This is a genomic window from Pseudomonas sp. R76, from assembly GCF_009834565.1.
In the GTDB taxonomy this organism is placed as follows: domain Bacteria; phylum Pseudomonadota; class Gammaproteobacteria; order Pseudomonadales; family Pseudomonadaceae; genus Aquipseudomonas.
Map to the genome: position 1 here is coordinate 6,303,900 of NZ_CP019428.1, position 22,451 is coordinate 6,326,350.

25 protein-coding genes are annotated in these 22,451 nt (G+C 61.0%); 8 read left to right on the forward strand and 17 right to left on the reverse strand.

The window, feature by feature from the left end:
• The first annotated feature begins 179 nt into the window (after positions 1-179).
• Positions 180-2,066 carry a DEAD/DEAH box helicase gene (locus PspR76_RS28585; protein WP_159960574.1) on the forward strand — a complete coding sequence of 629 codons (1,887 nt, stop codon included), beginning with the start codon at positions 180-182 and terminating at the stop codon, positions 2,064-2,066.
• Positions 2,067-2,128: 62 nt separating this feature from the next.
• Here PspR76_RS28585 and PspR76_RS28590 read toward each other — a convergent pair whose 3' ends face one another.
• Positions 2,129-2,503, reverse strand: coding sequence for a nuclear transport factor 2 family protein (locus PspR76_RS28590; protein ID WP_159960576.1), 375 nt, complete (start codon positions 2,501-2,503; stop codon positions 2,129-2,131).
• Positions 2,504-2,630: 127 nt separating this feature from the next.
• On the opposite strand from PspR76_RS28590, the gene PspR76_RS28595 reads away from it, so the two are divergent.
• Positions 2,631-3,515 (forward strand): LysR substrate-binding domain-containing protein, encoded by an 885-nt coding sequence (locus PspR76_RS28595; RefSeq protein ID WP_159960578.1) that lies wholly within the window; start codon positions 2,631-2,633, stop codon positions 3,513-3,515.
• A gap of 61 nt (positions 3,516-3,576) precedes the next feature.
• On the opposite strand, the gene PspR76_RS28600 is transcribed toward PspR76_RS28595, so the two are convergent.
• Together PspR76_RS28600 and PspR76_RS28605 are read right to left on the reverse strand one after the other, a co-directional pair.
• Complete coding sequence (locus tag PspR76_RS28600) at positions 3,577-4,173, reverse strand: YceI family protein (RefSeq protein ID WP_026013867.1); 597 nt, start codon at positions 4,171-4,173, stop codon at positions 3,577-3,579.
• Positions 4,174-4,205: 32 nt separating this feature from the next.
• On the reverse strand, positions 4,206-4,757 hold the full coding sequence (locus PspR76_RS28605) for a cytochrome b (RefSeq protein ID WP_159960580.1): 552 nt from the start codon (positions 4,755-4,757) through the stop codon (positions 4,206-4,208).
• A 274-nt stretch (positions 4,758-5,031) separates the two neighbouring features.
• Between PspR76_RS28605 and PspR76_RS28610 the strand changes: the two genes are divergently transcribed.
• Both PspR76_RS28610 and PspR76_RS28615 read left to right on the forward strand, forming a co-directional pair.
• The gene (locus PspR76_RS28610; RefSeq protein ID WP_159960582.1) at positions 5,032-6,438 is read left to right on the forward strand and encodes an adenosylmethionine--8-amino-7-oxononanoate transaminase; all 1,407 of its coding nucleotides are present in this window, start codon (positions 5,032-5,034) and stop codon (positions 6,436-6,438) included.
• Positions 6,439-6,533: 95 nt separating this feature from the next.
• Complete coding sequence (locus PspR76_RS28615) at positions 6,534-7,253, forward strand: 16S rRNA (uracil(1498)-N(3))-methyltransferase (RefSeq protein WP_159960584.1); 720 nt, start codon at positions 6,534-6,536, stop codon at positions 7,251-7,253.
• Positions 7,254-7,383: 130 nt separating this feature from the next.
• Here PspR76_RS28615 and PspR76_RS28620 read toward each other — a convergent pair whose 3' ends face one another.
• Positions 7,384-8,286 carry a transporter substrate-binding domain-containing protein gene (locus PspR76_RS28620; protein WP_159960586.1) on the reverse strand — a complete coding sequence of 301 codons (903 nt, stop codon included), beginning with the start codon at positions 8,284-8,286 and terminating at the stop codon, positions 7,384-7,386.
• 126 nt (positions 8,287-8,412) lie between these two features.
• Positions 8,413-9,654, reverse strand: coding sequence for a D-amino acid dehydrogenase (locus PspR76_RS28625; protein WP_159960588.1), 1,242 nt, complete (start codon positions 9,652-9,654; stop codon positions 8,413-8,415).
• A 107-nt stretch (positions 9,655-9,761) separates the two neighbouring features.
• On the opposite strand from PspR76_RS28625, the gene PspR76_RS28630 reads away from it, so the two are divergent.
• Positions 9,762-10,664 (forward strand): LysR family transcriptional regulator, encoded by a 903-nt coding sequence (locus PspR76_RS28630; RefSeq protein ID WP_159960590.1) that lies wholly within the window; start codon positions 9,762-9,764, stop codon positions 10,662-10,664.
• A gap of 88 nt (positions 10,665-10,752) precedes the next feature.
• Here PspR76_RS28630 and trhA read toward each other — a convergent pair whose 3' ends face one another.
• Positions 10,753-11,370 (reverse strand): PAQR family membrane homeostasis protein TrhA, encoded by a 618-nt coding sequence (gene trhA, locus PspR76_RS28635; RefSeq protein WP_159960592.1) that lies wholly within the window; start codon positions 11,368-11,370, stop codon positions 10,753-10,755.
• Between the two features lie 233 nt (positions 11,371-11,603).
• On the opposite strand from trhA, the gene PspR76_RS28640 reads away from it, so the two are divergent.
• From PspR76_RS28640 to PspR76_RS28650, 3 genes are read left to right on the forward strand one after another with little or no spacing between them, the layout of a single operon-like run.
• Positions 11,604-12,170, forward strand: coding sequence for a chromate transporter (locus PspR76_RS28640; RefSeq protein ID WP_159960594.1), 567 nt, complete (start codon positions 11,604-11,606; stop codon positions 12,168-12,170).
• On the forward strand, positions 12,170-12,712 hold the full coding sequence (locus PspR76_RS28645) for a chromate transporter (RefSeq protein ID WP_159960596.1): 543 nt from the start codon (positions 12,170-12,172) through the stop codon (positions 12,710-12,712). Before PspR76_RS28640 ends, PspR76_RS28645 begins: the two co-directional genes overlap by 1 nt.
• 37 nt (positions 12,713-12,749) lie before the next feature.
• On the forward strand, positions 12,750-13,664 hold the full coding sequence (locus PspR76_RS28650; RefSeq protein ID WP_159960598.1) for a LysR family transcriptional regulator: 915 nt from the start codon (positions 12,750-12,752) through the stop codon (positions 13,662-13,664).
• 136 nt (positions 13,665-13,800) lie between these two features.
• Here PspR76_RS28650 and madM read toward each other — a convergent pair whose 3' ends face one another.
• The 11 genes from madM to PspR76_RS28710 all read right to left on the reverse strand — a co-directional run bounded on the left by madM (position 13,801) and on the right by PspR76_RS28710 (position 22,384).
• Entirely contained in the window at positions 13,801-14,565 is a 765-nt protein-coding gene (gene madM / locus PspR76_RS28660; protein ID WP_159960600.1) for a malonate transporter subunit MadM, read from the reverse strand.
• Between the two features lies 1 nt (position 14,566).
• The gene (gene madL / locus PspR76_RS28665; protein ID WP_159960602.1) at positions 14,567-14,971 is read right to left on the reverse strand and encodes a malonate transporter subunit MadL; all 405 of its coding nucleotides are present in this window, start codon (positions 14,969-14,971) and stop codon (positions 14,567-14,569) included.
• Positions 14,972-15,038: 67 nt separating this feature from the next.
• Complete coding sequence (gene mdcH, locus PspR76_RS28670; RefSeq protein ID WP_159960605.1) at positions 15,039-15,938, reverse strand: malonate decarboxylase subunit epsilon; 900 nt, start codon at positions 15,936-15,938, stop codon at positions 15,039-15,041.
• On the reverse strand, positions 15,935-16,531 hold the full coding sequence (locus PspR76_RS28675; protein ID WP_159960607.1) for a malonate decarboxylase holo-ACP synthase: 597 nt from the start codon (positions 16,529-16,531) through the stop codon (positions 15,935-15,937). Before PspR76_RS28675 ends, mdcH begins: the two co-directional genes overlap by 4 nt.
• Positions 16,525-17,295 (reverse strand): biotin-independent malonate decarboxylase subunit gamma, encoded by a 771-nt coding sequence (gene mdcE / locus PspR76_RS28680; RefSeq protein WP_159960609.1) that lies wholly within the window; start codon positions 17,293-17,295, stop codon positions 16,525-16,527. Before mdcE ends, PspR76_RS28675 begins: the two co-directional genes overlap by 7 nt.
• Entirely contained in the window at positions 17,292-18,134 is an 843-nt protein-coding gene (locus tag PspR76_RS28685) for a biotin-independent malonate decarboxylase subunit beta (RefSeq protein WP_159960611.1), read from the reverse strand. Before PspR76_RS28685 ends, mdcE begins: the two co-directional genes overlap by 4 nt.
• Positions 18,127-18,426 (reverse strand): malonate decarboxylase subunit delta, encoded by a 300-nt coding sequence (locus PspR76_RS28690; protein ID WP_056857713.1) that lies wholly within the window; start codon positions 18,424-18,426, stop codon positions 18,127-18,129. The genes PspR76_RS28685 and PspR76_RS28690 overlap by 8 nt, the downstream gene beginning before the upstream one ends.
• Entirely contained in the window at positions 18,426-19,259 is an 834-nt protein-coding gene (locus tag PspR76_RS28695; protein WP_159960613.1) for a triphosphoribosyl-dephospho-CoA synthase, read from the reverse strand. The genes PspR76_RS28690 and PspR76_RS28695 overlap by 1 nt, the downstream gene beginning before the upstream one ends.
• Positions 19,260-20,930 carry a malonate decarboxylase subunit alpha gene (gene mdcA / locus PspR76_RS28700; RefSeq protein WP_159960615.1) on the reverse strand — a complete coding sequence of 557 codons (1,671 nt, stop codon included), beginning with the start codon at positions 20,928-20,930 and terminating at the stop codon, positions 19,260-19,262.
• A gap of 433 nt (positions 20,931-21,363) precedes the next feature.
• The gene (locus PspR76_RS28705; RefSeq protein WP_159960617.1) at positions 21,364-21,792 is read right to left on the reverse strand and encodes a hypothetical protein; all 429 of its coding nucleotides are present in this window, start codon (positions 21,790-21,792) and stop codon (positions 21,364-21,366) included.
• Positions 21,755-22,384 (reverse strand): nucleotidyltransferase domain-containing protein, encoded by a 630-nt coding sequence (locus PspR76_RS28710; RefSeq protein ID WP_159960619.1) that lies wholly within the window; start codon positions 22,382-22,384, stop codon positions 21,755-21,757. The genes PspR76_RS28705 and PspR76_RS28710 overlap by 38 nt, the downstream gene beginning before the upstream one ends.
• Between the last annotated feature and the right edge of the window lie 67 nt (positions 22,385-22,451).

Below are 22,451 nucleotides of genomic sequence, written 5' to 3' on the forward strand. Positions count from 1 at the left end.
GCCGCTGAGGTCTTGAAAAAGGCACCCAACCCAGCTACTGCGCAGCTTTCAGCCCGCGCGAGCCGGTGGAGTGCCCGCCAGACGCAGCAGGACCGGACGGGGTTGCGCTCCCCTAAGCGCCATTCACGCCCGGCAAGATTATCCCTTTGGGCCAAGCCCTAACTAAAACAGGATTACTCATGTCCTTTGCTTCCCTCGGTCTCTCCGAGGCTTTAGTCCGCGCCATCGAGGCAGCGGGCTATACCGAGCCTACTCCGGTGCAACAGCGGGCCATTCCCGCCGTGTTGCAAGGTCGCGACCTGATGGTTGCGGCTCAGACAGGTACTGGTAAAACCGGTGGTTTCGCCCTCCCGATTCTGGAGCGGTTGTTCCCCAATGGTCACCCAGACAAATCCCAGCGTCATGGCCCGCGCCAACCGCGCGTTCTGGTCCTGACCCCTACCCGCGAACTCGCCGCCCAGGTGCACGACAGCTTCAAGCTGTATGCCCGCGACTTGAAGTTCGTCAGCGCCTGCATCTTCGGCGGCGTCGGCATGAACCCACAGGTTCAGGCCATGTCCCGCGGTGTTGATGTGCTGGTCGCCTGCCCGGGTCGTTTGCTCGACCTGTGCGGCCAAGGCAGCGTCGACTTGTCCCACGTGGAAATCCTCGTGCTGGACGAAGCCGACCGCATGCTCGACATGGGCTTTGTCCATGACGTGAAAAAAGTCCTCGCCCGCCTGCCGGCCAAACGCCAGAACCTGCTGTTCTCGGCCACGTTCTCCCAGGACATCACTGCCCTGGCCGGCAAGCTGCTGCATAACCCGGAACGCATCGAAGTCACGCCGCCGAACACCACGGTCGAGCGTATCGAGCAACGTGTCTTCCGCCTGGCCGCCAGCCACAAGCGTGCGCTGCTGGCGCACCTGATCACCGCCGGCGCCTGGGAACAAGTGCTGGTGTTCACCCGCACCAAGCACGGCGCCAACCGCCTGGCCGAGTACCTGGACAAGCATGGCCTGACCGCCGTCGCCATCCACGGCAACAAGAGCCAGAACGCTCGCACCAAAGCCCTGGCCGACTTCAAGGCCGGTTCTGTGCGCATCCTGGTCGCCACCGATATCGCCGCCCGCGGCCTGGATATCGACCAGTTGCCACACGTGGTCAACTTCGAGCTGCCAAACGTCGACGAAGATTATGTGCACCGTATCGGCCGTACCGGCCGTGCCGGGCGTTCGGGTGAAGCCATTTCCCTGGTCGCACCGGACGAAGAAAAACTGCTGAAAAGCATCGAACGCATGACCAAGCAGAAAATCGCCGACGGCGACCTGATGGGCTTCGATGCCAGCGCCGTTGAGGCCGAGAAGCCTGAAGCGCGCGAGCGTCCGGACGTACGTAACCCACGCAACCCACGCGGTCCTAAGGGCGATGGCCCGAACGGCGGCGGTGGTGGCGGTGGCCGTCGCGACAAGGGCAAAGACAAGGGCGGCAAGGAAAAAGCGCCCACCAACGGCCGTGGCGAACGCCCAGCCCGCGAGCAGAAACCCCGTGAAGGCACCCCGGCCCGCGAACAGCGCCAGCCAAGCCAGCCGCCACGCGCTGCAGCCGACCGCGCCCCGGACGAGTTCCTCGACGACGACGTGGATAACTTCGGTAACCGCGTTGACTACGTGCCCCAGGCCAAACCGGCCCAGGGCCGTGGCCGTCGTCCAGGTGCTCCGGCACAGGGCGCTGGCGCTGGCGCCCCACGTGGCGGCCAGCCACAAGGCGGCCGTCAGAATGGCCCGCGCAACAGCAGCGGCGGCACCACCGGTACTCCGCCTGCCAAGCGCAGCGGCCCGCGCAATGGCGCACCGCGTGACGGCCAGGCGCGTCGTGAAGATTCGCGCAGCAACAACCGTCGCCCGGCCCGTGATGACCAGCCACGCTTGTCCGAGCCGGCCGTGCAGAACCCGCGCGGTGGCCCGGCACCGAAGATCATCCACAAGGAGTCGAAAGCTGACCGCTTCCCGACACCTGAGCAGCTGGATCAGTTGCCAGGCCGCCCTCGTGGTGAGAAACCAGCGTTGCTGACCCGCAACCGCTGAGTTTCAGACGGCAAAAAAAAACGCCCCGATTGTTCGGGGCGTTTTTGCATCTGGCGCTTTTTTCATTGATCGGATGCTTCGCCCGCCTTATGAAAAAGTTTTGCGAAGATCATCCAGCGACCGTCAACTTTCATCAGGTTCAAATAGTCGACCATTACATTATTGAACAAGCGCAAACGCACTTTCACGATGGCCATTTCCGAGGACATCACATCAATCATCAGCACTTCATCAAGTTGCGGAAAACCGCCTGCCTGCGGCGACTGACGGCCTTGAACCATGGTCCGGTACTCGGCAAAGGGCCGCACGACCACATCCGCATTTTGCGCGCTATATAACACGCACCCGCGATGAAACACTTGATCGAACGCCTTCAGATCCTGAGTTTGCAAGACACTAAAATAGTCTTTCAGAAACGCTTGAATTTCATCTATCACAACTGACAACTCCTGACTGTTTAAAACGACGTTATTTAAGTAACTAACCTGTCTCGTATTATCAGGAGCGCACACATTTCACGTATAGCGGCTATTATTAGGCTTTACTGTGAAAGGAATTCACACGTTGAAACTGCCCCCCCTCGCGGCCTTACGGGCCTTCGAAGCATTGGCCCGGCTGGGAAAGGTGAACCTTGCCGCCGCCGAATTACACGTTACCCACAGTGCCGTCAGCCATCAGATCCGTTCGCTTGAAGAGTATCTGGACATGGCGCTGGTGATGCGCAACAAACGGGCCCTTGCGCTGACTGATGAGGGCCGTGTGTATGCCTATCAAATCAGGCAGGCGCTGGGTGAGATCGCCGGGGTAACGGAAAAACTCATGGCAAAAACCAAGCACCCGCAACTGACCGTATCAGTGCTGCCCTCCTATGCCATGCATTGGTTACTGCCGCGCCTGCAAGATTTCAGGGCTGCACACCCGGAGCTGCACCTGAGGCTGGAGTCGAGCATGGAATTCGCCAGCTTCGATCAAGGTCCGCTCGATTGCGCGATCCGCTTCGGCCATGGTCAATGGCCGGATGTGCATTGTGAACCGCTGATGGGCGATTCACTGCTGGTGGTCGCCGCGCGCGACTTCAACCACGGCGTGCTGCCCGACACCGCGCAAGCCATCCTTGAGCAGCCGCTGCTGCACGCCAGTGAAAGCTGGCCCATCTGGCTGGGTGCAGCGGGCGTGGAAGAGCAACGCCCTCAAGCCTCGCTGGAGTTCACCGACTCTACGTTGATGCTCGAAGCCGTCAGGCTGGGGCATGGCGTCGCGCTGACCCGTCGCTCGATTGCCCATTCGCTGATTCAACGTGGGGAACTGGTCAGGCTCACCGACATTGAGCCGATTCACACCTCGCGCTACTTCCTGGTCTGGCCGGCTGGCAGTAAACATTCAGCGCAATTAACTTCATTGCACACCTGGCTCAAAGATCAAGTTGTGATCTATCAGGGCAGCTTATAAACAGCCAGGCAGCAAAACGCCGACCCCAGGGTCGGCGTTTTGATTGTGACGCAGCGAAAAATTACTTCGCTTTCACACCTTCAAAGGTCACGTACAGCTCAACAGTGTTGGACGCTGGGCCCAGGTCCATCTGCTTGCCGAAGTCCTGACGGTTGAAGCTGGTGGTGCCTTCAAAACCGGCACGGTAGCCGCCCCATGGATCCTTGCCTTCACCCAGGAACGTAGCCTTGACCACGATCGGCTTGGTCACACCGTGAAAGGTCAGGTCGCCGGTCACGTCGGCAGTGACTTGGCCTGCAGCATTTTTACCGGTGGTTTTAACACTGGTGGAAACGAACTTGGCATCGGCAAACTTGCCCACGTCCAGGAAGTCTTTGCTGGCGATGTGCTTGTCACGTTCGGCGTGGTTGGTGAACACGCTGGCGGTACGTACGTTGAACTCGATTTTGCTGTCTTCAGGCTTGGCAGCGTCAAAGCTGAACTTACCGTCCAGGTCCTTGAAAGTACCGGTGATGAAGCTGTAGCCCAAGTGGCTGATCTTGAAATCAACGAAGGCGTGCTGACCTTCCTTGTCGACAACATAATCAGCGGCCATCGCTGAACCTGCGGACAGCAGCGCAGAACCGATTGCCAGAGCGGCGAGAGTCTTTTTCAACATGCTTTCTATTCCTTGTGAGTCGAGGTTGAACATCAGGCTTTGCGCCCCAGCATTCGCGTGAGGGTCGCATCACGATCGATAAAGTGGTGTTTCAACGCAGCCACGCCGTGCAAGCCGGCGAAGACCACCAACACCCAGGCGAGGTACAGGTGCACCACGCCGGCGGTGTCTGCCTGGTCCGGTAGCCCGGAAACCACGGCAGGAATCTCAAACAGGCCAAACACCGGGATACCGACACCGTCTGCGGTGGAAATCAGGTAACCGGCAATCATCACGGCAAACAGCCCGAGATAAAGGAACGCGTGGCCAAATGCAGCGCCAATACGGGTCAAGCGGCTGTAGCTGGCCAGCGGTGGAGGTGGCGGGCTGACCAAACGCCAGACGATGCGCACCAGCATGATGGCGAACAGCGTGATGCCAATGCTCTTGTGCAGGTCAGGCGCGTCTTTGCGCCATGCACTGTAGTAGTCGAGACCGACCATCCACAGGCCCAGCGCGAACAAACCGAACACCACCAGGGCAACGCCCCAGTGCAAAACCATACTGACCCAACCATAGCGGGCCGATGAATTACGTAGTTGCATGTCCCAAATCCCGTAAGAGCTGTGCCCAAGACTAAAGATTTACCTATCGAATTAAAGCCGAAAATTTAGCTTTGAAATATCGAGAAATACGATCTTGAGATTATGCACAGTACGTTAACAATGGATTAAGGACTATTCCTAAGAAACGTGACAGACCGTCCTGCGTTTACCGCGAATTTATCCGTAATGGGTTGTGACACAGCCGACCATTGCATAGGCTTGCGCGATTGTTACGCCTGCGCCGGCCGCAGGACCGCTTCGAGGAGATAAAACGATGGGCTTGAACAACCAGTGGATGCAACGCGACCTCGCGGTGCTGTGGCATCCCTGCACCCAGATGAAAGACCACCAGCAACTGCCGCTGATTCCGATAAAACGCGGTGAAGGCGTGTGGCTGGAAGACTTCGAAGGCAAGCGCTACCTCGACGCCGTCAGCTCCTGGTGGGTCAACGTGTTCGGCCACGCCAACCCGCGTATCAACCAGCGCATCAAGGATCAGGTTGACCAGCTGGAACACGTGATCCTCGCCGGTTTCAGCCACCAGCCGGTGATCGAGCTGTCCGAACGCCTGGTCAAGATGACGCCCGAAGGCCTGACCCGCTGTTTCTATGCCGACAACGGTTCGTCGTGCATCGAAGTCGCGTTGAAAATGAGCTTCCACTACTGGCTCAACCGCGGCCTGCCGAACAAAAAGCGTTTCGTCACCCTGACCAACAGCTACCACGGCGAAACCATCGCCGCGATGTCGGTGGGCGACGTGCCGTTGTTTACCGAGACCTACAAGGCGCTGCTGCTCGACACCATCAAGGTGCCCAGCCCGGATTGCTACCTGCGCCCTGAGGGCGTGAGCTGGGAAGAACATTCGCGCACGATGTTCCTGGCCATGGAACAGACCCTGGCCGAGAACCACGACAGCGTCGCCGCCGTCATCGTCGAACCGCTGATCCAGGGCGCCGGCGGCATGCGCATGTATCACCCGGTGTACCTCAAGCTGCTGCGCGAAGCCTGCGACAAATACGGCGTGCACCTGATCCACGACGAAATCGCCGTAGGCTTCGGCCGCACCGGCACGATGTTCGCCTGTGAACAAGCCGGCATCCGCCCGGACTTCCTTTGCCTGTCCAAGGCCCTCACCGGCGGCTACCTGCCGTTGGCGGCGGTGGTCACCACCGACGATGTCTACGACGCCTTCTACGACGACTACCCGACCCTGCGCGCCTTCCTGCACTCCCACAGCTACACCGGCAACCCGCTGGCGTGCGCGGCAGCCCTGGCGACGCTGGATATTTTCGAAGAAGACAACGTCATCGAAAACAACAAGGCCCTGGCCCAGCGCATGGCCACCGCCACTGCGCACCTGGTGGATCACCCGCACGTGTCCGAAGTACGCCAGACCGGCATGGTGCTGGCCATCGAGATGGTCCAGGACAAAGCCACCAAGACCGCCTACCCGTGGCAGGAGCGCCGTGGCCTGAAGGTGTTTGAACACGCCCTGGAACGCGGCGCACTGTTGCGGCCGTTGGGCAGCGTGGTGTATTTCCTGCCGCCGTATGTGATTACGCCGGAGCAGATCGACTTTCTGGCCGAAGTGGCCAGCGAAGGCATCGATATTGCCACCAACGATAAGGTCAGCGTTGCAGTGCCGAAGGACTTCCACCCAGGCTTCCGCGATCCCGGCTGATAACACCTACCTCAATGATCGTTCCCACGCTCTGCGTGGGAATGCAGCCCTGGACGCTCCGCGTCCGCTCTGCACATTATTTCCAGAGAACACACATGAGACTGTCCCGCTTTTTCACCGACACCCCGCTGAGCCTCGGCGACCACGAGTTGCCCGAAGCTCAGGCGCACTACATCAGCCGCGTCTTGCGCATGGGCGAAGGCGACGCCGTGCAACTGTTCGACGGCTCCGGCCAGGAGTTTTTGGGCACGTTGCTGGAAGTCGGTAAAAAACGCGTCAGCGTGCAACTCACGGAACGCTTTGCAGGCCAGACGGAATCGCCCCTGCACATTCACCTCGGCCAGGGCTTGTCGCGTGGCGAGCGCATGGATTGGGCGATTCAGAAAGCCACCGAGCTGGGCGTGAATGCGATCACGCCGATTTTCAGCGACCGCTGCGAAGTACGCCTCAAGGACGAACGCGCCGACAAACGCCTGCTGCACTGGCGCCAGGTGGCGATCAGCGCCTGCGAGCAATGCGGGCGCTCCACCGTGCCGGTGATTCACCCGCCGCTGCTGCTGGCGGACTGGTTGAAGCAGGTCGAGGCAGATTTGAAGCTGGTGCTGCACCCCGTGGCCGAGCCGATGATCAGCCACGCCAAGCCTGCCAGCCTGGCGTTCCTGATCGGGCCTGAAGGTGGTTTGACCGATAACGAAGTCGACACCGCCCAAGGCGCCGGCTTCCATGCCGCCCGTCTCGGCCCGCGCGTGTTGCGCACCGAGACGGCACCAGTGGTGGCGCTGGCAGTAGCCCAGCAACTCTGGGGCGACTTCTAACCCTGTTTTGCAAACCCAATAAAAACTGTGGGAGCGGGCTTGCTCGCGAATGCGGTGGATCAGTCAGCTTATTTATCAACTGACACACTGCCTTCGCGAGCAAGCCCGCTCCCACAGTTTGGATGGGCTATCAATCCACCGGGTCGCTGACAGGCTTGGCAATAATCGCCTTCAACTCAGCCGTCATCGGGAATTCCAGGTTCAAACCTTTGGGCGGAATCGGCTGTTCAAACCAGCGCTGGTAAATGCCGTTGATTTCTCCTGAGCGGTACAGATCGCCAAGTGTCTCGTTGACCACTGCAAGAAACTGCGGGTCGTCCTTGCGCACCATGCAACTGTAGATCTCCCGCGATTGCTGCTCGCCCACCACCACCCAGCGTTGCGGGTCACGGGCCTTGGCGCGCTCACCGTAGAGCAGCGCGTCATCCATGTAAAACGCCGCCGCCCGGCCAGTCTCCAGCATCTTGAACGCTTCTCCGTGGTCTTTGGCGACGATCACCGATATATCGCTGTTGTGCTCTGCATTGTAGCGCTTGATATACCGCTCATTAGTGGTGCCTGCGGTGGTCACCACTTTCTTGCCCTTGAGGTCTTCAAAGCCATGGATGCCACTGTCTTTAGCCGTCAGCAACTGCCCCTTCACGAAAATAAAACCGTAGGAAAACGCTACCTGTTTCTGCCGCTCGGCAGTCACGGCAGTGGAACCGCACTCCAGGTCCACTGTGCCGTTTTGCACCAGCGGGATACGCGTCTGTGACGTCACCAGGTTGTACTTCACCTTGAGGTTTGCCACGCCGGTTTTTGTCTGGATGCGCTCGACGATTTTGTTCGCCAGGTCCACTGAATAGCCCATCGGCTTGCCACTGTGGTCCCCCACATAGGAGAACGGTACTGAAGCATCTCGGTAGCCAAGGGTAATCTGCTGATTGGTCGTGATCTTCCTGAGTGTTCCACTGGACTCCTCCGCCATCGCCAAATGCCCGCCCAGCACCAGGGAAACGAAGGCACAGGTTCTAAATACGAACCGTGTCATAGCGGTTGCTCGCGAGGGCCGCTGATCACATTTACCTCAGCCGAGGCCAACGTAGTGGCCCGACAAAGTTGCTGACTGCTTTGGACTCGATCAATGCTCATCGATGTTACGCTCTGATATCTAAGGTCAGGCAGCCTTGGGAAGAAACGCCTGGGTGTCGATAGACGTCGGCTTCGCTCCAATCATTTCGGCCAATAACTGCCCGCTGGCGCAGGCAAGCGTGAAGCCAAGGGCACCATGCCCAAGGTTGAGCCAAAGATTGCGATAAGCACTGGGGCCAATCAGGGGCACACCAGTGGGCGTCGCCGGACGCATACCAGCCCATTCAACCGCAGCGTCGTAATTACCCGCCATCGGGAAAGTCTGACGCGCCATCCGTTTTATCACTGCCAGACGACCAGGATCCGCAGCGCTGTTGAAACCCACGATGTCGACCATTGCAGCAACGCGCAACTGCTCGCCGATACGGGCGTACACGGTTCTGCGGTCATAGTCGGTGACGTTGATTTGCGGGGCGTTGTGCTGCTCGCTGATGGGCACACTCAGGCTGTAGCCCTTGAGGGGATAAAGCGGCAGACGCAAGTCTGACAGCCCCATGCGCAAGCTTCTGTGGCCTGCCGCCAGAACCACGTTCTCTACCGGTAAGACTTCATCCTGCAACTCCACGGCCACCGCACGACCAAAGGCCTCGTGGATACGCAGCACCTTGCGCCCGAGCAGGAACCGACACCGCCCCGTTGCCTCCAGACGCGCCGCAAGCCGTTGGCAGAAGGCGTAGCAATCAGCAACCTCTTCGGTCGGGGTGTAAATGCCCCCGACAAAGGCGCCCTCGGTCAGGGAAGGCTCCAGCTGGCGACATTCGTCGGCCGATAACACCTGTTTATACAGGGGGTCCATCACTTTTCGCCGCGCATGCTCAAAACTGTCAGCGGAACGAAAGGTCACCAGTTTTCCGTTTTGTTTCCAGTCAAAGCCGCCCAGGCTGTCCTCCTGACGCCAGCACTTCAAGGTCTCCTGGCTCATCAGCGCCAGGCGAAGCAAGTGTTCGCCGTTTATGCGATTAACCGAGGAGCGGCAAGCGCCCACAAAGGATGCCATCCATCGCCATTGCAATGGGTCCAGGCGAGGTTTGATCCTTAGCGGCGACTCGGAACGCAGTAACCAACCGAGGGCTTTCAATGGAACGCCGGCGTCAGCCAAAGGCGCGACATAGCGATAGGACAGTTGGCCACCGTTCGCGAAACTGGTCGCACTGCCCAAAGTGTTTTGCGCTTCGATCACAGTCACGTCCATGCCTGCGCGCACCAACGCATAAGCGCTAGCCAAGCCGATGACGCCGCCACCGATGATACAAACCTGCTTTGTCACAAGAAAACCTCACATTTATTGATACCAATTCAAGAGTAGGGTTAAGTGACAAACGCTGAATAATGAATAAAGCTTGGTCACCTATAAACAAAGGTTATGGGCAAGCCATGCGCTTACGTCATATCGAAATCTTCCAGGCCATCCGCCAAACCGGCTCAATCAGCGCCGCCGCGCAGCTGCTGCACGTCTCGCAACCGGCGGTGACCAAGGTGTTGCAGCACGCCGAGCTGCAACTGGGTTTCCCGCTGTTTCTGCGCGTACGCGGAAAATTGCAGCCCACCCCGGAAGCCCTGGCGCTGGAAAGCGAAGTCGAGAAAGTCACCCAGAGCCTGCAAGGCGTGCGGCGCCTGGCCAAGAGCTTGCGTCGTGAGCCTGGGCAAAGTGTGCGCATAGGCGCCATTCCGGCGCTGGCCCTGTCGTTGCTGCCGCCAGCGGTCCTGGAGTGGAAGCGCGATTACCCGGACATCGCCTGCGAGCTGTCCAGCGACCATAGCCGCGAGTTGGTGCAAAAGCTGTTGATGCGCGAGATTGACCTGGCGCTGACCCTCAACTTCTCCGGCCACCCCGGCTTGACCACGCAAGTGTTGGCCAATGGGGGGTTGGTGGCGTTGGCGTCAACAGGTTATTGGCCAGCGTCCGAGATGAGCAAACCCTTGCCGTTGGATGACTTGGCAGGCGCGCCGTTGATTGGCTTGTCCAGCGCTGACCCGTTGGCGGCCAAGCTCGACAGCTACATGGAAAACGTCGACCCGCCGCCACGGGTGAGCATTTGCGTACAGACCTATTCCCTGGCCCGGGCGATGGTGGAATCCGGCGCCGGCTTGACCGTGATCGACCCGTTTACGGCCTTGGGCGCCTCAACGGCCACCACGTGCATCCGCACGCTCAGCCCGCCGCTGCCGATCACCCTGTATGCCCTGACCCGTGCGGATGAGCCGCCGCCCCATATGTTGGCGAACCTGGTGGAGATCTTTGGCGCTCGCGCCCGCGAGCTGCTCGATCGCTTGTAATGTGAGAGCTGGCTTGCCTGCGATGCAGGCGACTCGGTCTATCAGTTTGACCGGGGCGATGCTATCGCAGGCAAGCCAGCTCCCACATTCAAAGCACGTAATGCATGATCGCCACAAAGTGCAGCAAGCTGCCGCCGATCACAAACAAGTGCCAGATCCCATGGGAATGGCGCAGGCGATCTTCCAGGGCAAAAAAGATGATGCCGACGGTGTACAACACCCCGCCCGAGGCCAGCCACACAAACCCGGCCGTGCCCAGCGCAGCGAGCAGCGGCTTGACCGCCACCAGCACGATCCAGCCCATCACCGCATAGATCACAATCGACAAAATGCGTGCCTCGGAACGCGGCTTGATCTCTTGCAGGATGCCGATCACCGCCAGCCCCCACACAATCCCGAACAGCGTCCAGCCCCACGGCCCGCGCAGTGTCACCAGGCAAAACGGCGTGTAACTGCCGGCGATCAGCAAGTAGATCGAAAAGTGATCAACCTTCTGCATGATCGCTTTTCGCCGCCCGCGTACGCTGTGGTACACGGTCGACGCGCTGTACAGCACCAGCAGCGTAAAACCGTAAATCGCCACGCTGACGATCTTCCAGGGGCTGCCGTCCAGGCTCGCCACCACCAGCATCCACACTGCGCCGACAAAAGCGGCTACCGCCCCGACCAAATGGCTCCAGGCGTTGAATCGTTCCCCGTGATACATGTGTCACTCACCTCGAATAACCGTTATCACCTTGAGCATTCTGACGCCACCCAACCCCTATCAGGTAACACCCTTTCTTCATTTGCCCAAATACACACGTCCATAGATGATTCGCTTCATCCTGTGGGAGCTGGCTTGCGATAAGGGCCTAACATTCAACATTTCCCTCGACTGTTACGCCGCTATCGCAGGCAAGCCAGCTCCCACATAAAAGCGTCCTATCGGTAATTGCCATGCCCGAGCTTGAACCCGCCCCGCCTCATCCCAGCCTATGGCAACTGTTTTACAACTTTGCCATGGTCGGCCTGTTCGGCTTCGGCGGCGTCATGCCCTGGGCGCGGCAGATGATGGTCGACCGCCGCCGCTGGGTCAGCGAGCAAAGTTTCAATGAGCTGCTGACCACCGGCCAGTTCTTCCCCGGCCCCAATATCGCCAACGTCGGCATCATCTACGGCCGGCGCCTGCATGGCTTGCCGGGTGCGGTTGTGACCGTCTGTGGGCTGTACCTGTTCCCCTCATTGATCACCGTGCTCGCCGGTTTTGCCTATGCAAAGTGGTGGAGCCACGACGTGGTGCAGCAGGTCTTCGGCGCAGTGATGCCGATTGCCACCGGCCTGATGCTCGGCACCACCCTGCGCCTGCTCAAGGCCATGCCGCGCACGCTCGCCAACTACAGCGCCTTCGTGCTGACCTTCGTGTTGATGGCCGTCTTCGTGTTGCCGCTGTGGATGGTGCTGCTGGTCTGCATTCCAAGCTCGCTGGCCTTGAGCTTTATTGGCGCGAACAAGGTGGCCGGCTGATGCAGACTGTCCTGCTGCACCTGATGATCCAATGCGCGCTGTGGTCGTTGATGGCGATTGGCGGCAACACCGTGGCCATCGGCGATATCCATCGCTACACCGTGGTCGACATGCACTGGATCACCGACGCGCAATTCGTCGCGTTCTTCGCCCTGTCCCAGGCATTGCCGGGGCCCAACGGCATGTTCCTGGTGTTTATCGGCCAGCAGGCGGCAGGGTTGCCCGGCGCGCTGGTGGCGCTGCTGGCCAAGTTGGTGCCCTGCTCGATGCTGGCGTACGTCGGCGCCGGCTGGCTGGAGCGGCATACCCAAACGCCGTGGGTGCAGCGGGTCAAACGCAGCCTGCTGCCGATCTCCATCGGCCTGATCCTCGCCTCAACCTACATCCTGATGAACAGCCTGGAAAACAACGCGACCAGCCTGGTGCTGACCCTGGCCAGCGCCGCCGTGGTCTATTACACGCGGCTCAACGCGATCTGGCTGATCATCGTCGGCGTGTTGCTGGGCCTGGGCAGTGCATGGCTGGGAGTGAACTGGTTTTAGGGGCACAATCGAGGGTATTCGAACAAGAGCCACGGCCATGCTGATCGACGAAGAATTCACCCTCAAGAAGCTCGAGATCTTCCTGGCGTTTATGCGCACCGGCAACCTGGCCCGCGCCGCCGCCGAGCTGCAAACCAGCAACGTCAGCGTGCACCGCGCCATCCACTCGCTGGAAAACGCGCTGCGCTGCCCGCTGTTCAAACACGAAGGACGCAACCTCACGCCGCTGGAAAGCGCCTACGTGCTGGAAGAGCGCGCGCAAAAACTGGTAGCCGATGTGGTCGACAGCGTGCGCCTGACCCGCGAAGCCGCGGGGTTCTCCGCCGAGCGCTTCAAACTCGGCTCGCTGTATTCGCTGACAGTGAAAACTGTGCCGCAGCTGATCATGGGCCTGAAAATCAGGCGCAGCGAACTCAATATCGACCTGATCCTGGGCTCCAACTTCGACCTGCTCTATAAGCTGAAGAACATGGAAGTCGACGCGATCCTGATCTCCCTCGACGAACGCGCCAACGACCCTGATTGCGAGCAGATCGCGCTGTTCACCGACGACATCTTCCTCGCCACCCCAGCCGATTCACCCTTCGACCGCGAGCAGGAAATCGACCTGGCGGATGTGCGCGACGCCACGTTCATTACCCTCACCCAAGGCTTCGCCACGCACCAGGATGGCAACCGCGTGTTCAAGCAGGCGGGGTTCGAGCCGAAGGTGGCGATGCAGGTGAATGACATCTTCACGCTGTTGAGCATGGTCAGCTCAGGCGTGGGTTATGCGCTGCTGCCAGGGCGGATTGCGGCGGTGTATGAGAACCGCGTCAAGCTGATACCGCTGCAAGCCCGGTATCGGTTGCAGCAGCAGATTGGCGTGGTGTTTTTAAAGGCCAAGGAGCGTGATCCAAATTTGCTGGCGCTGTTGGCTGAGTGCCGGATGTATGCCAACCGCCACGCCTAACTCTGATCGAATGATCGTTCCCACGCTCCGCGTGGGAATGCCTATTGTGACGCTCCGCGTCACGCCTTTGGGAGCGGACGCGGAGCGTCCAGGACTGCATTCCCACGCGGAGCGTGGGAACGATCGGGTTACGGGGTTAGCCGACTAAACCACGCACAATGAAGTACAGCAACGAAGGCCCAAGCAAACACCCCAGCCCAGTATGGAAAGTAGCCGTCAACGCCCCATACGGCACCAGCCGCCGATCCGTCGCCGCCAGCCCCGCCGTCACCCCACTCACCGTGCCGGCCAGCCCGCCAAACACCATCGCCGAACGCGGGTTATCCAGGCCCATCCAACGCGCCGCCACCGGCGTGCCGACCATCACCAGAATCGCCTTGATCAACCCTGTGGCAATCGACAGCGCCATCACATCCGACGTCGCGCCAATCGCCGCACCGGTCACCGGCCCAACAATGTAAGTCACCGCACCCGCGCCAATGGTGGTCATGCTGATCGCATCGCGATAGCCGAACACCCACGCCATGCTCGCGCCAACGATAAACGGCAAAATCGTGCCGAGCAGCAGCGCAATCGCGCCAATCAACCCGGCTTTGCGCGCCTCGGTGGCCTGCACTTCAAACGCGGTGGCGACGATGGCGAAGTCGCGCAGCATTGCGCCGCCCATCAAGCCGATACCAGAGAACAGCGCCATGTCTGCCAGGCCCTTTTGCCCGCCGGTGAGCGTGCCGCCGACCCAGGCCAGCACCAGCCCGATCACGATGGCAATCGCCGAGCCATGAATGCGCCCGAACGTCAGGCGCTTGGACAGCACCACGGAAATCCACATCACCACGCCGACGAAAGCAAAAGCGGTGACCAGGCTGTTATTTTCCAAACCTTTTTCGATCAGAGGCCACATATCAGCGACCTCCCGCAGCAGCGATCAGCGGCTCTTCGGCGGGCAAGGGTTCGCCCTTGTGGGTGCGGCTGATCAAGGCAATGGTGCAGCCACAAACCACCACTGAACCGATGGCGGCCAGCACAGCCACCGGGCCGCCGTGCAGCGCTGTCACTACGTTTTGTTGCGCGGCCATCGCCACCACCACCGGGATGTACATGGCGCCCCAGAAGCCCACGCCCATTTCGCAGTCCTTGGTCATGCCACCGCGTTTTTGCATCCACAAACGCGCGCAGATCAGCAGGATCATGGCGATCCCGACGCCGCCCACATTGGATTTGACGCCCAGCAACACGCCGAGCATGTCGCCCAGGATCACACCCGCCAACATGCAGATCGCCAACAAGGCCACACCATAAATAATCATCGTTGTTGTCCTCAAAGTGCTTCATCGAAATTGTTGTTTTTGTGCTTCGAAAGCCTTGGGTGGTGCTTTATCGGTGGCGGCGTTCCTCCTCTTGCAGCAGGGCCTGCAAGGTGTCCAGGCGTGCGCCTTCGCAGGCGATCACCGTGCCTTGTTCGAATACGCGGCGTGACAGGCCGGTGAGCACCGCGCCCGGCGGCAGTTCGATTTGCAGGCGCACGCCACGCTCGTAGGCGCTTTGCACGGTGCCGCGCCAGTCAACGATGCGGCACATGTTGAAAGCCAGGTCGTCGCGCAGTTGTTCAGGGTTATGAATCGGCCGTGCGCGGATGCTGCTCAGGTAAGTGATGCGCGGCGCCTTGAGCGTGACGAATGCTTCGGCCAGCGCCTGTGCAGGCGCTTCCAGCAATGCGCAATGGGACGGCACGCTGACGGCCAGGCGCTTGGCGACGCCGTTGCCCTTGATGCGGGCTGCGACGCGCTTCATTGCCTCATCGCTGCCGGCGATAACGGTTTGGTTATCGGCGTTGATGTTGGCCAAGTACACCGGGGTTTCCAGGCAGTGGATTTCGGCCAATAATTTTTCCACTGTGGATAACTCCGGGCCGATCAGCGCGGTCATCCCAAAGCCTTGTGGATAAGCGCTTTGCATCAATTCGCCGCGCAGGCTCACCAGTTTTACCGCGTCGGCAAATTCCAGCGCACCGGCGATGACGGCTGCCGGATAAGCGCCGATGGACAAGCCGGCCACATAATCAGGCGTGTGTTGCAACTGGCGGGCATGGGCCACGCCGACGATCAGCAGGCACAGCTGAACGGCGCGCGTACTCGCTAGAGCCTGCGCCGAATCGAGCTGGCGAACGTCTTCCCCCAAGGCATCACTGGCTTCTTCCAGCACGTGCGCCGACAGCGCCTGGAGCATGCCCGTGCGCTGGGCGCCCTGCCCCGGAAACACCAGCAGGCTGCTCATGCCACAGCCTGCCAAGGGTCGAGTACAAGGTGCGCGCCGCTGCTGGTTTTGAGCAGCACACGGCGTGAGCCGCGCGCCCATTCGCGCAAGGCCACGGCGCCAAACGGGGTTTGCAGTTGCAGGTCTACGGTACAGGGCGCGGTGTCCAGAATCGCCAGCAGGTCCTCGGCATCGCCGCGCTCGAGACGCTGGGGCGTGCGCAGGATCAAGTCCAGATCGCTCTGCTCATGCAGCGCCTCAATGCCGCTGGCCAACTCGAAACCCGCACTGCCGGTGATACCCCACGTCTCTTGCGCCAACACCGGCCGCAGTAGATCGAGTGCGCGCAACGCCGGTAAATTCCTTGGCGAGATCACCCCGCACAAGGCTTCCGGCGTCACTCGCCGCTGCACGGCCGCAACAGGCATCACTGCCGCCAGGCGCTGCTCACGCAAACGCCCGCGCACGCCGACGGCGACTTGGCCGGGCTCAGCGATGGCGCGGCGCACCACCACCAGGTGGCCGGCGCTGATCGCGTCCACCGCCCAGGCCGGTGCATCGGCGGGCAAATGCGCCGGGGTCATGCCCCAGAGCAAGTCGTGGGCGTTCACCATTGTTCCCGCAGCAGTTGGCGCACGTGGCTGGAGGCGGCGCGGTTGGTGGCGCCCAGGCGCCCGCTCAAATCCTGGCTGCTGACATCCTTGATCGCACTGATCAGGCAATCGCTGACCCGCACCACATCGTCCGCCGTCGGCTGTTCAATCTGGGTCACCGACAGGGTTTCCCAGAGCAGACCGAGGCTGGCATAACTGTCGATGTCATAAGCCATGGGCGGCACGCTCGCAGCCAGGGCTTCCAGCTCTTCGACGCTGCGCAAGGTCACCCGCGCCGCCGAGGCCTTGCCCATGGCGTGCACCATCACGCCGGGGTCACGCAGGGCGATCAAACGGTTGGCCTGGTAGCCGTGGGCGAGGAACGCGCCGGACATGGCCTTGCCCACCAGCAGCGCGATCACCGGGTGCCCGGCCAACCGCGCGCGAGCGTAACTGTCGGCGGCGGCGGCCAGGGCCTGATGAATGCCCAGGGCTTCTTCGCGACGGCCATAGGCTTGGCTGGGCACGTCGACGATGGCGATGATCGGGCGCTTGTCGCCGCGAGCGATGGCGTCGTCCACGGCTTTGGCCAGGCCCCAACCTTCCAGCAGGCCAACTTCACCATTACGCGCACGCGGGAAGCGGTTTTGTGCGTCGGTGACCACGGCGATGAAGCGCACGGGCCGCTCACCCAAGACGCCGTCGGCGACTTTCAGCGAGGCTGGCAAACCGTCCACCGGCGTGGCGCCGGCGCTCAAAGCGTTGAACCACTGCAAGCCTCTCATGAGCGCTCTCCTTGATACAGGTCGCGAACCGTCGCCGCGTCGATCTGCGGCGTAGCATCCAGCTCGGCCAGGCGCGCCAGGTAGAACTCGACCTGACGGCTGCGTTGTTGTGTGGGCAAGCCTTGTTGCAGCAGCTCGGTAACGGTCTGCTGAATCTGCGCCACATCGTCCGCCACGTAGCAGTCGGCCAAGCCGCTGTTGAAACGTTGCTCGCCGCCCGTGAGGCTCCAGATAAACGGGCGGTCGCGGGAGTCGTATTCGTCCAGCCCGGCTTCCTGCTCGATCACTTGCGGACCATTCAGGCCCAGGCGCGCTTCGCGGGTCACCACCAGATAGCTGCACAGCCCAGCGGCGATGGACATGCCGCCAAAGCAGCCGACACTGCCCGCCACCACGCCCACCACCGGCTGGTACTGGCGCAGATCGACAATCGCCGCGTGGATGTCGGCAATCGCCGCCAGGCCGAGGTTGGCTTCCTGCAGGCGCACGCCGCCAGTCTCCAGCAGCAGTACCGCGCGCGTCGGGACGCCCTTGCGGTTGTCTTCAGCCGCCAGTTCCAAGGCACCGGCGATTTTCGCGCCGCCGACTTCACCGAGGCTGCCGCCCTGAAAGTTGCCTTCGATAGCGGCCACCACCACCGGCTTTCCGGCGATGCTACCTTTGGCGATCACCACGCCGTCATCGGCCTGGGGCACTACACCTTGGCGGCTGAGCCAGGGCGACATCACGCGTTGGAACGGGTCGATCAGTTCGCGATACGTGCCGGCGTCCAGCAAGGCCTTGGCCCGCTGCCGTGCACCGAGTTCCACGAAGCTGTGTTTGCTGAGCAAGTCAGTCATGGCCGATCTCCTCGAAGCCCTGCTCCAGGCGCAAACGCACCACGCCGGGCGTGGCACCGAAATCGTGGATATCGATCTTCAAGGCCGGAGGTGTGTGCTCCTGGAAAATCCGTTCAAACAGATGCTGCCAGCGCTGTTCGGCGCCATTCACCGAGGTCTGCACCTGAATGGTCAGGGTGCCAGGCGTGCCCGGTTCCAGCAGCACTTCCAGGTCGCCGGAGCCGACGCAACCCACCAGCGCACGGCCTTTTGGCGGCTGCCCGGCGGGGAATTCAAAGGATAAGGTTTCCATCAAAACGCTCCGTCGAGGCGGTCGATAAACAGGCAGGCGGCCAACAGGTCGGCGGCGCCGCCGGGGGAGGCATTCAGGGCCAGCAATTGGTCGTCGAGTTCGTGCAGTTGGCGGCGACCGGCGAGGCTTGCGCTGCCGCCTGCGTCCAGCACGGCTTGGGCGCCGCGTTGCATGGCGAGCAGGCCTTCGGTGCCGGCGCGGTAGAGCACGCAAGTGTCGGCGAGGTCAGTCATGATCGCTAGCAAAGCGTCCAGGCGCGCGTTCTGTTCGCCAGCGTTTTGCAGGCGGCTTTTGTGCAGTTGCGGCAGGCCACGTTGCATCACGGACGGGAAGCCCAGTTGTGCTTCTTCACGGGCACCGCGCGCGCCGTAGCGCTGGGCGACTTGGGCGCCGTGGCTCATCGGCTGCGGCGCGTAGCGGTCGTTAAGCAGGGCCAACTTTGCCGCCGTCAGCGTGACGGCCCGAGGCTCCAGCGCCGCCGCAGCGGTGAGCAAACCGAGGGCCCAGATCGCGCCGCGATGGGTGTTCACACCCTTGGTGGTGGTGAGCATCGCCTGCTCGCCTTCCCGGCCGATGCGCCCAAGGGCTTCGCGCAAAGGCAAACCCACTTCGCCGAATTCAAGCGCGGCCTCCGCCATTTCCTTGAACATCGGCCACAGCGACAACGCCGAAGCGTGCATCAACCCCAGGTGCAAATCGCTGTGGGCGCCATTGCCGCGGCGGTCCACCAAGGCGGGTTTGGGCGACAAGTCAGCCTCATCGATCAACGCATCGACGGCCATGTCCGCCAGGCGATCAGCCAGGCTCAGTTCGTGCAGTTTAAGGGCGCGCATTTACCAGCTCCTGAACTTGGCGGGCGGGTTGTACAAGCCACCGGACCACTCCACCAGGTCGGCCACGCTCTTGGCGGCCAACAGCTCGCGGGTGGCGTCGGTGCGGCGAATGCCGAGGTCCTCGGGCAAGGCAATCAGGCCTTCGCGGCGCATGCGCGCGGTGTCCTTGGGGTTGTGGCGCAGGCCGATGGCGGTGACGCCAGCGACGGCGGCGATCATCGCCTGGCGCTCTTCGAGCGAGCGCGCCTTGTACAGGTAGGCGATGCCTTCTTCGGTGAGCAAGTGGGTGACGTCGTCGCCGTAGATCATGATCGGCGCCAGCGGCATGCCGCTTTTGCGCGCCACTTCTACGGCGTCGAGGGTCTCGACGAAGGTCGGTTTGCCGCCTTCCTGGAAGGTTTCGACCATCTGCACCACGAGTTTTTTGCCACGTTCGAGCAAGGCTTCCGGCGCGTCGTCGTGGCGCATATCCAGCCATGCCGGGGTGCCATGGCGACGGCCGCGCGGGTCGTGGCCCATGTTGGGCGCGCCACCAAAACCGGCGAGGCGCCCACGGGTGACGGTACTGGAATGCCCGTCGCCATCCACCTGCAGCGTGGCGCCGATAAACAGGTCCACCGCGTATTGGCCGGCGAGCTGGCAGAACATCCGGTTGGAGCGCATCGAGCCGTCGCGGCCGGTGAAGAACACATCCGGGCGGGCGGCGATGTAGTTTTCCATGCCCAATTCGGTGCCGAAGCAATGCACGCTTTCGACCCAGCCACTTTCGATGGCGGGGATCAGGGTTGGGTGCGGGTTGAGGGTCCAGTTGCGGCAGATTTTGCCCTTCAGTCCGAGAGATTCGCCGTAAGTCGGCAGGATCAACTCGATGGCAGCGGTGTTGAAGCCGATGCCATGGTTAAGCGACTGCACGTTGTGTTTTTCGTAGATGCCACGGATCGCCATCATCGCCATCAGCACATGCACCGGCTTGATATGGCGCGGGTCGCGGGTAAACAGCGGCTCGATGTAGAAAGGCTTGTCGGCCACCACCACAAAATCCACCCAACTTGCCGGGATATCGACGCGGGGCAAATCGGTGACGTCATCCACCAACTGGTTGACCTGCACGATCACGATGCCGTCGCTGAACGCGGCAGGCTCGATCAACGCCGGGGTGTCTTCGGTGCTGGCGCCGGTGTAGATATTGCCGGCGCGGTCGGCCATGAAACCGGCCGAGAGCACGACGTTGGGGATCAGGTCCACCACCAGCCGCGCGTAGAGTTCGATGTAGGTGTGGATCGCGCCGATTTCCAGCAGGCCGTCTTCGAGCAACTGGCTGATGCGCAGGGATTGGGTGCCGGCGAAGGAGAAATCCAGCTTGCGCGCGATGCCCTTTTCAAACAGATCCAGGTGCTCGGAACGGCCGACACTGGGCATGATCATGTGCAAATCGTGGAGCTTGGCCGGGTCGGCCTTGGCCAGGGAGCGCGAGAGGAAGTCGGCCTGCTTCTGGTTGTTGCCCTCCAGCACCACGCGGTCGCCGGGAAGAATCAGGGCTTCCAGCGCCTCGACGATTCTGTCACTGGGCAGCACCGCCCCGTCTGCGTATTGCTTGACCAGCCCGAGGCGCCGCTGCTTCTCGTCGCGCCGCCGCGTCCAGCGCGAGTCGGGGGTGATGGTTGTTGTCATGGTCGCTCCACGGGGTTTGCTGTCGTGGGCTTACCTTAGGAGTGAAAGTGGGGGGTATCAATCAAGCCCAACGGCGGATCGTTACGGCTGGAGTAACAGAGCATCAGCAAACGCGGACTCACGCTGAACAAAGATTAAAAATTGATCGTTCCCACGCTCTGCGTGGGAATGCCGCTTGGGGCGCTCCGCGCTCCGCCAGTCAGTGCAATTCTCGAGTCGTGAACGAAGGTGACGCGGAGCGTCACAAGATGCATTTCCACGCGGAGCGTGGGAACGATCAACTGGATTCGAGCCGAATGAAGCTCAAAATGTGGGAGCGGGCTTGCTCGCGAATGCGGTGGGTCAGTTGCACATTTACCGACTGACACCCTGCATTCGCGAGCAAGCCCGCTCCCACATTTGTTCGGTGGTGTTCAGGGAAATCGCATCATTGTCACCAATGGTCAGCCAACAAGTTTTCCACTTCATTCAGCAGTACTGTCGCGCCATCCATCAACTGCCCAAGCAACGCCTCATCCTCATCCATATACCCTTCATATTCCGCCAGGTTTCGGCGCTCATGACACAGCGCCAGTAACCTCACCTGCACCTTGCTCACGTCGGCGGTGTGAATCAAACATTGAAACACCAAATAGCGTTTGTCAGAACGATACCCATGCAGGCGTAAAGCTGTGAGTGCACTAGCGTGGGCGGCGTTGTAGGCCAAGTCGAAACGACTGGCGAACGATAACTGTGAATTACTGGCATCCCTTAACCGATCCCGCGCCGAGCGCATCAGCCCATCACACTCCTTGCGATCCGGCGGCTCAGCCTTCAAGCCACCGCTACGTTGCAGGTTCTCCAGATTTGCCTTGCTGTCCATCCATGGATTCCAAGGGGTTGCCCCCAATCAGATTGATCTTGGCTTGCTGCACGACCCGCTGCACAAAACTGTTCCCGGCATTCCATTTGCCGATCCAGTCTTCAGGGGTGTAAAGCGTCGGGTTGATGGTGCGGCCCAGTTGCTCTTCCAGCGGTATGAGCTGCTCCATGACTTCACTGTAGTTGAGGCTTTGGCCGATCAGCATCAGATCTATGTCACTGGATGAGTGCGCCTCACCCTTGGCGATAGAGCCGTAGATAAAGGCCCAGGTTATCTGCTCGGCGAACGGTGCCAATGCATTGCGCAAGGGTTCGTCCAGGCTCAGGGTCTTGCGCACGATGGCCAACAACTCCGAGTAAATCGGGCAGTGGGGGTTGGCCTGGTAATGGGTCTGATTGCCTTGGCGCGTCATGCTCAAGATGCCCGCCAGCTGCAAACGCTCCAGCTCGCGGGTAAGGCTGCCCTTGCCCACCTGGGCCCAGCGCGCGATTTCATTGGTGAAGAAACTTTGATCGGGCTTGCCGAAAAGCAGGCCCAGCACTTTTTGCTGGGTATTGGTGAAGAGTGCAGTGCTGAGCGGCAAGGTTTGCATGGCTGCGGCCAAAGAGTCCCAAAAAGGGAACGATAGGTCCCTTTTTGGGAACGATCAAGTTTTGATC

What these genes read in the sequence shown, in the direction of transcription:
- PspR76_RS28605 (WP_159960580.1), bottom strand. Translation starts at nt 4,757, where the DNA reads ATGCAACTACGTAATTCATCGGCCCGCTATGGTTGGGTCAGTATGGTT.
- PspR76_RS28690 (WP_056857713.1), bottom strand. Translation starts at nt 18,426, where the DNA reads ATGGAAACCTTATCCTTTGAATTCCCCGCCGGGCAGCCGCCAAAAGGC.
- PspR76_RS28615 (WP_159960584.1), top strand. Translation starts at nt 6,534, where the DNA reads ATGAGACTGTCCCGCTTTTTCACCGACACCCCGCTGAGCCTCGGCGAC.
- madL (WP_159960602.1), bottom strand. Translation starts at nt 14,971, where the DNA reads ATGATTATTTATGGTGTGGCCTTGTTGGCGATCTGCATGTTGGCGGGT.
- PspR76_RS28650 (WP_159960598.1), top strand. Translation starts at nt 12,750, where the DNA reads ATGCTGATCGACGAAGAATTCACCCTCAAGAAGCTCGAGATCTTCCTG.
- mdcA (WP_159960615.1), bottom strand. Translation starts at nt 20,930, where the DNA reads ATGACAACAACCATCACCCCCGACTCGCGCTGGACGCGGCGGCGCGAC.
- PspR76_RS28640 (WP_159960594.1), top strand. Translation starts at nt 11,604, where the DNA reads ATGCCCGAGCTTGAACCCGCCCCGCCTCATCCCAGCCTATGGCAACTG.
- PspR76_RS28710 (WP_159960619.1), bottom strand. Translation starts at nt 22,384, where the DNA reads ATGCAAACCTTGCCGCTCAGCACTGCACTCTTCACCAATACCCAGCAA.
- trhA (WP_159960592.1), bottom strand. Translation starts at nt 11,370, where the DNA reads ATGTATCACGGGGAACGATTCAACGCCTGGAGCCATTTGGTCGGGGCG.
- PspR76_RS28600 (WP_026013867.1), bottom strand. Translation starts at nt 4,173, where the DNA reads ATGTTGAAAAAGACTCTCGCCGCTCTGGCAATCGGTTCTGCGCTGCTG.
- mdcH (WP_159960605.1), bottom strand. Translation starts at nt 15,938, where the DNA reads ATGAGCAGCCTGCTGGTGTTTCCGGGGCAGGGCGCCCAGCGCACGGGC.
- PspR76_RS28695 (WP_159960613.1), bottom strand. Translation starts at nt 19,259, where the DNA reads ATGCGCGCCCTTAAACTGCACGAACTGAGCCTGGCTGATCGCCTGGCG.
- PspR76_RS28685 (WP_159960611.1), bottom strand. Translation starts at nt 18,134, where the DNA reads ATGACTGACTTGCTCAGCAAACACAGCTTCGTGGAACTCGGTGCACGG.
- PspR76_RS28675 (WP_159960607.1), bottom strand. Translation starts at nt 16,531, where the DNA reads ATGGTGAACGCCCACGACTTGCTCTGGGGCATGACCCCGGCGCATTTG.
- madM (WP_159960600.1), bottom strand. Translation starts at nt 14,565, where the DNA reads ATGTGGCCTCTGATCGAAAAAGGTTTGGAAAATAACAGCCTGGTCACC.
- PspR76_RS28645 (WP_159960596.1), top strand. Translation starts at nt 12,170, where the DNA reads ATGCAGACTGTCCTGCTGCACCTGATGATCCAATGCGCGCTGTGGTCG.
- PspR76_RS28620 (WP_159960586.1), bottom strand. Translation starts at nt 8,286, where the DNA reads ATGACACGGTTCGTATTTAGAACCTGTGCCTTCGTTTCCCTGGTGCTG.
- PspR76_RS28585 (WP_159960574.1), top strand. Translation starts at nt 180, where the DNA reads ATGTCCTTTGCTTCCCTCGGTCTCTCCGAGGCTTTAGTCCGCGCCATC.
- PspR76_RS28610 (WP_159960582.1), top strand. Translation starts at nt 5,032, where the DNA reads ATGGGCTTGAACAACCAGTGGATGCAACGCGACCTCGCGGTGCTGTGG.
- mdcE (WP_159960609.1), bottom strand. Translation starts at nt 17,295, where the DNA reads ATGAGAGGCTTGCAGTGGTTCAACGCTTTGAGCGCCGGCGCCACGCCG.
- PspR76_RS28630 (WP_159960590.1), top strand. Translation starts at nt 9,762, where the DNA reads ATGCGCTTACGTCATATCGAAATCTTCCAGGCCATCCGCCAAACCGGC.
- PspR76_RS28705 (WP_159960617.1), bottom strand. Translation starts at nt 21,792, where the DNA reads ATGGACAGCAAGGCAAATCTGGAGAACCTGCAACGTAGCGGTGGCTTG.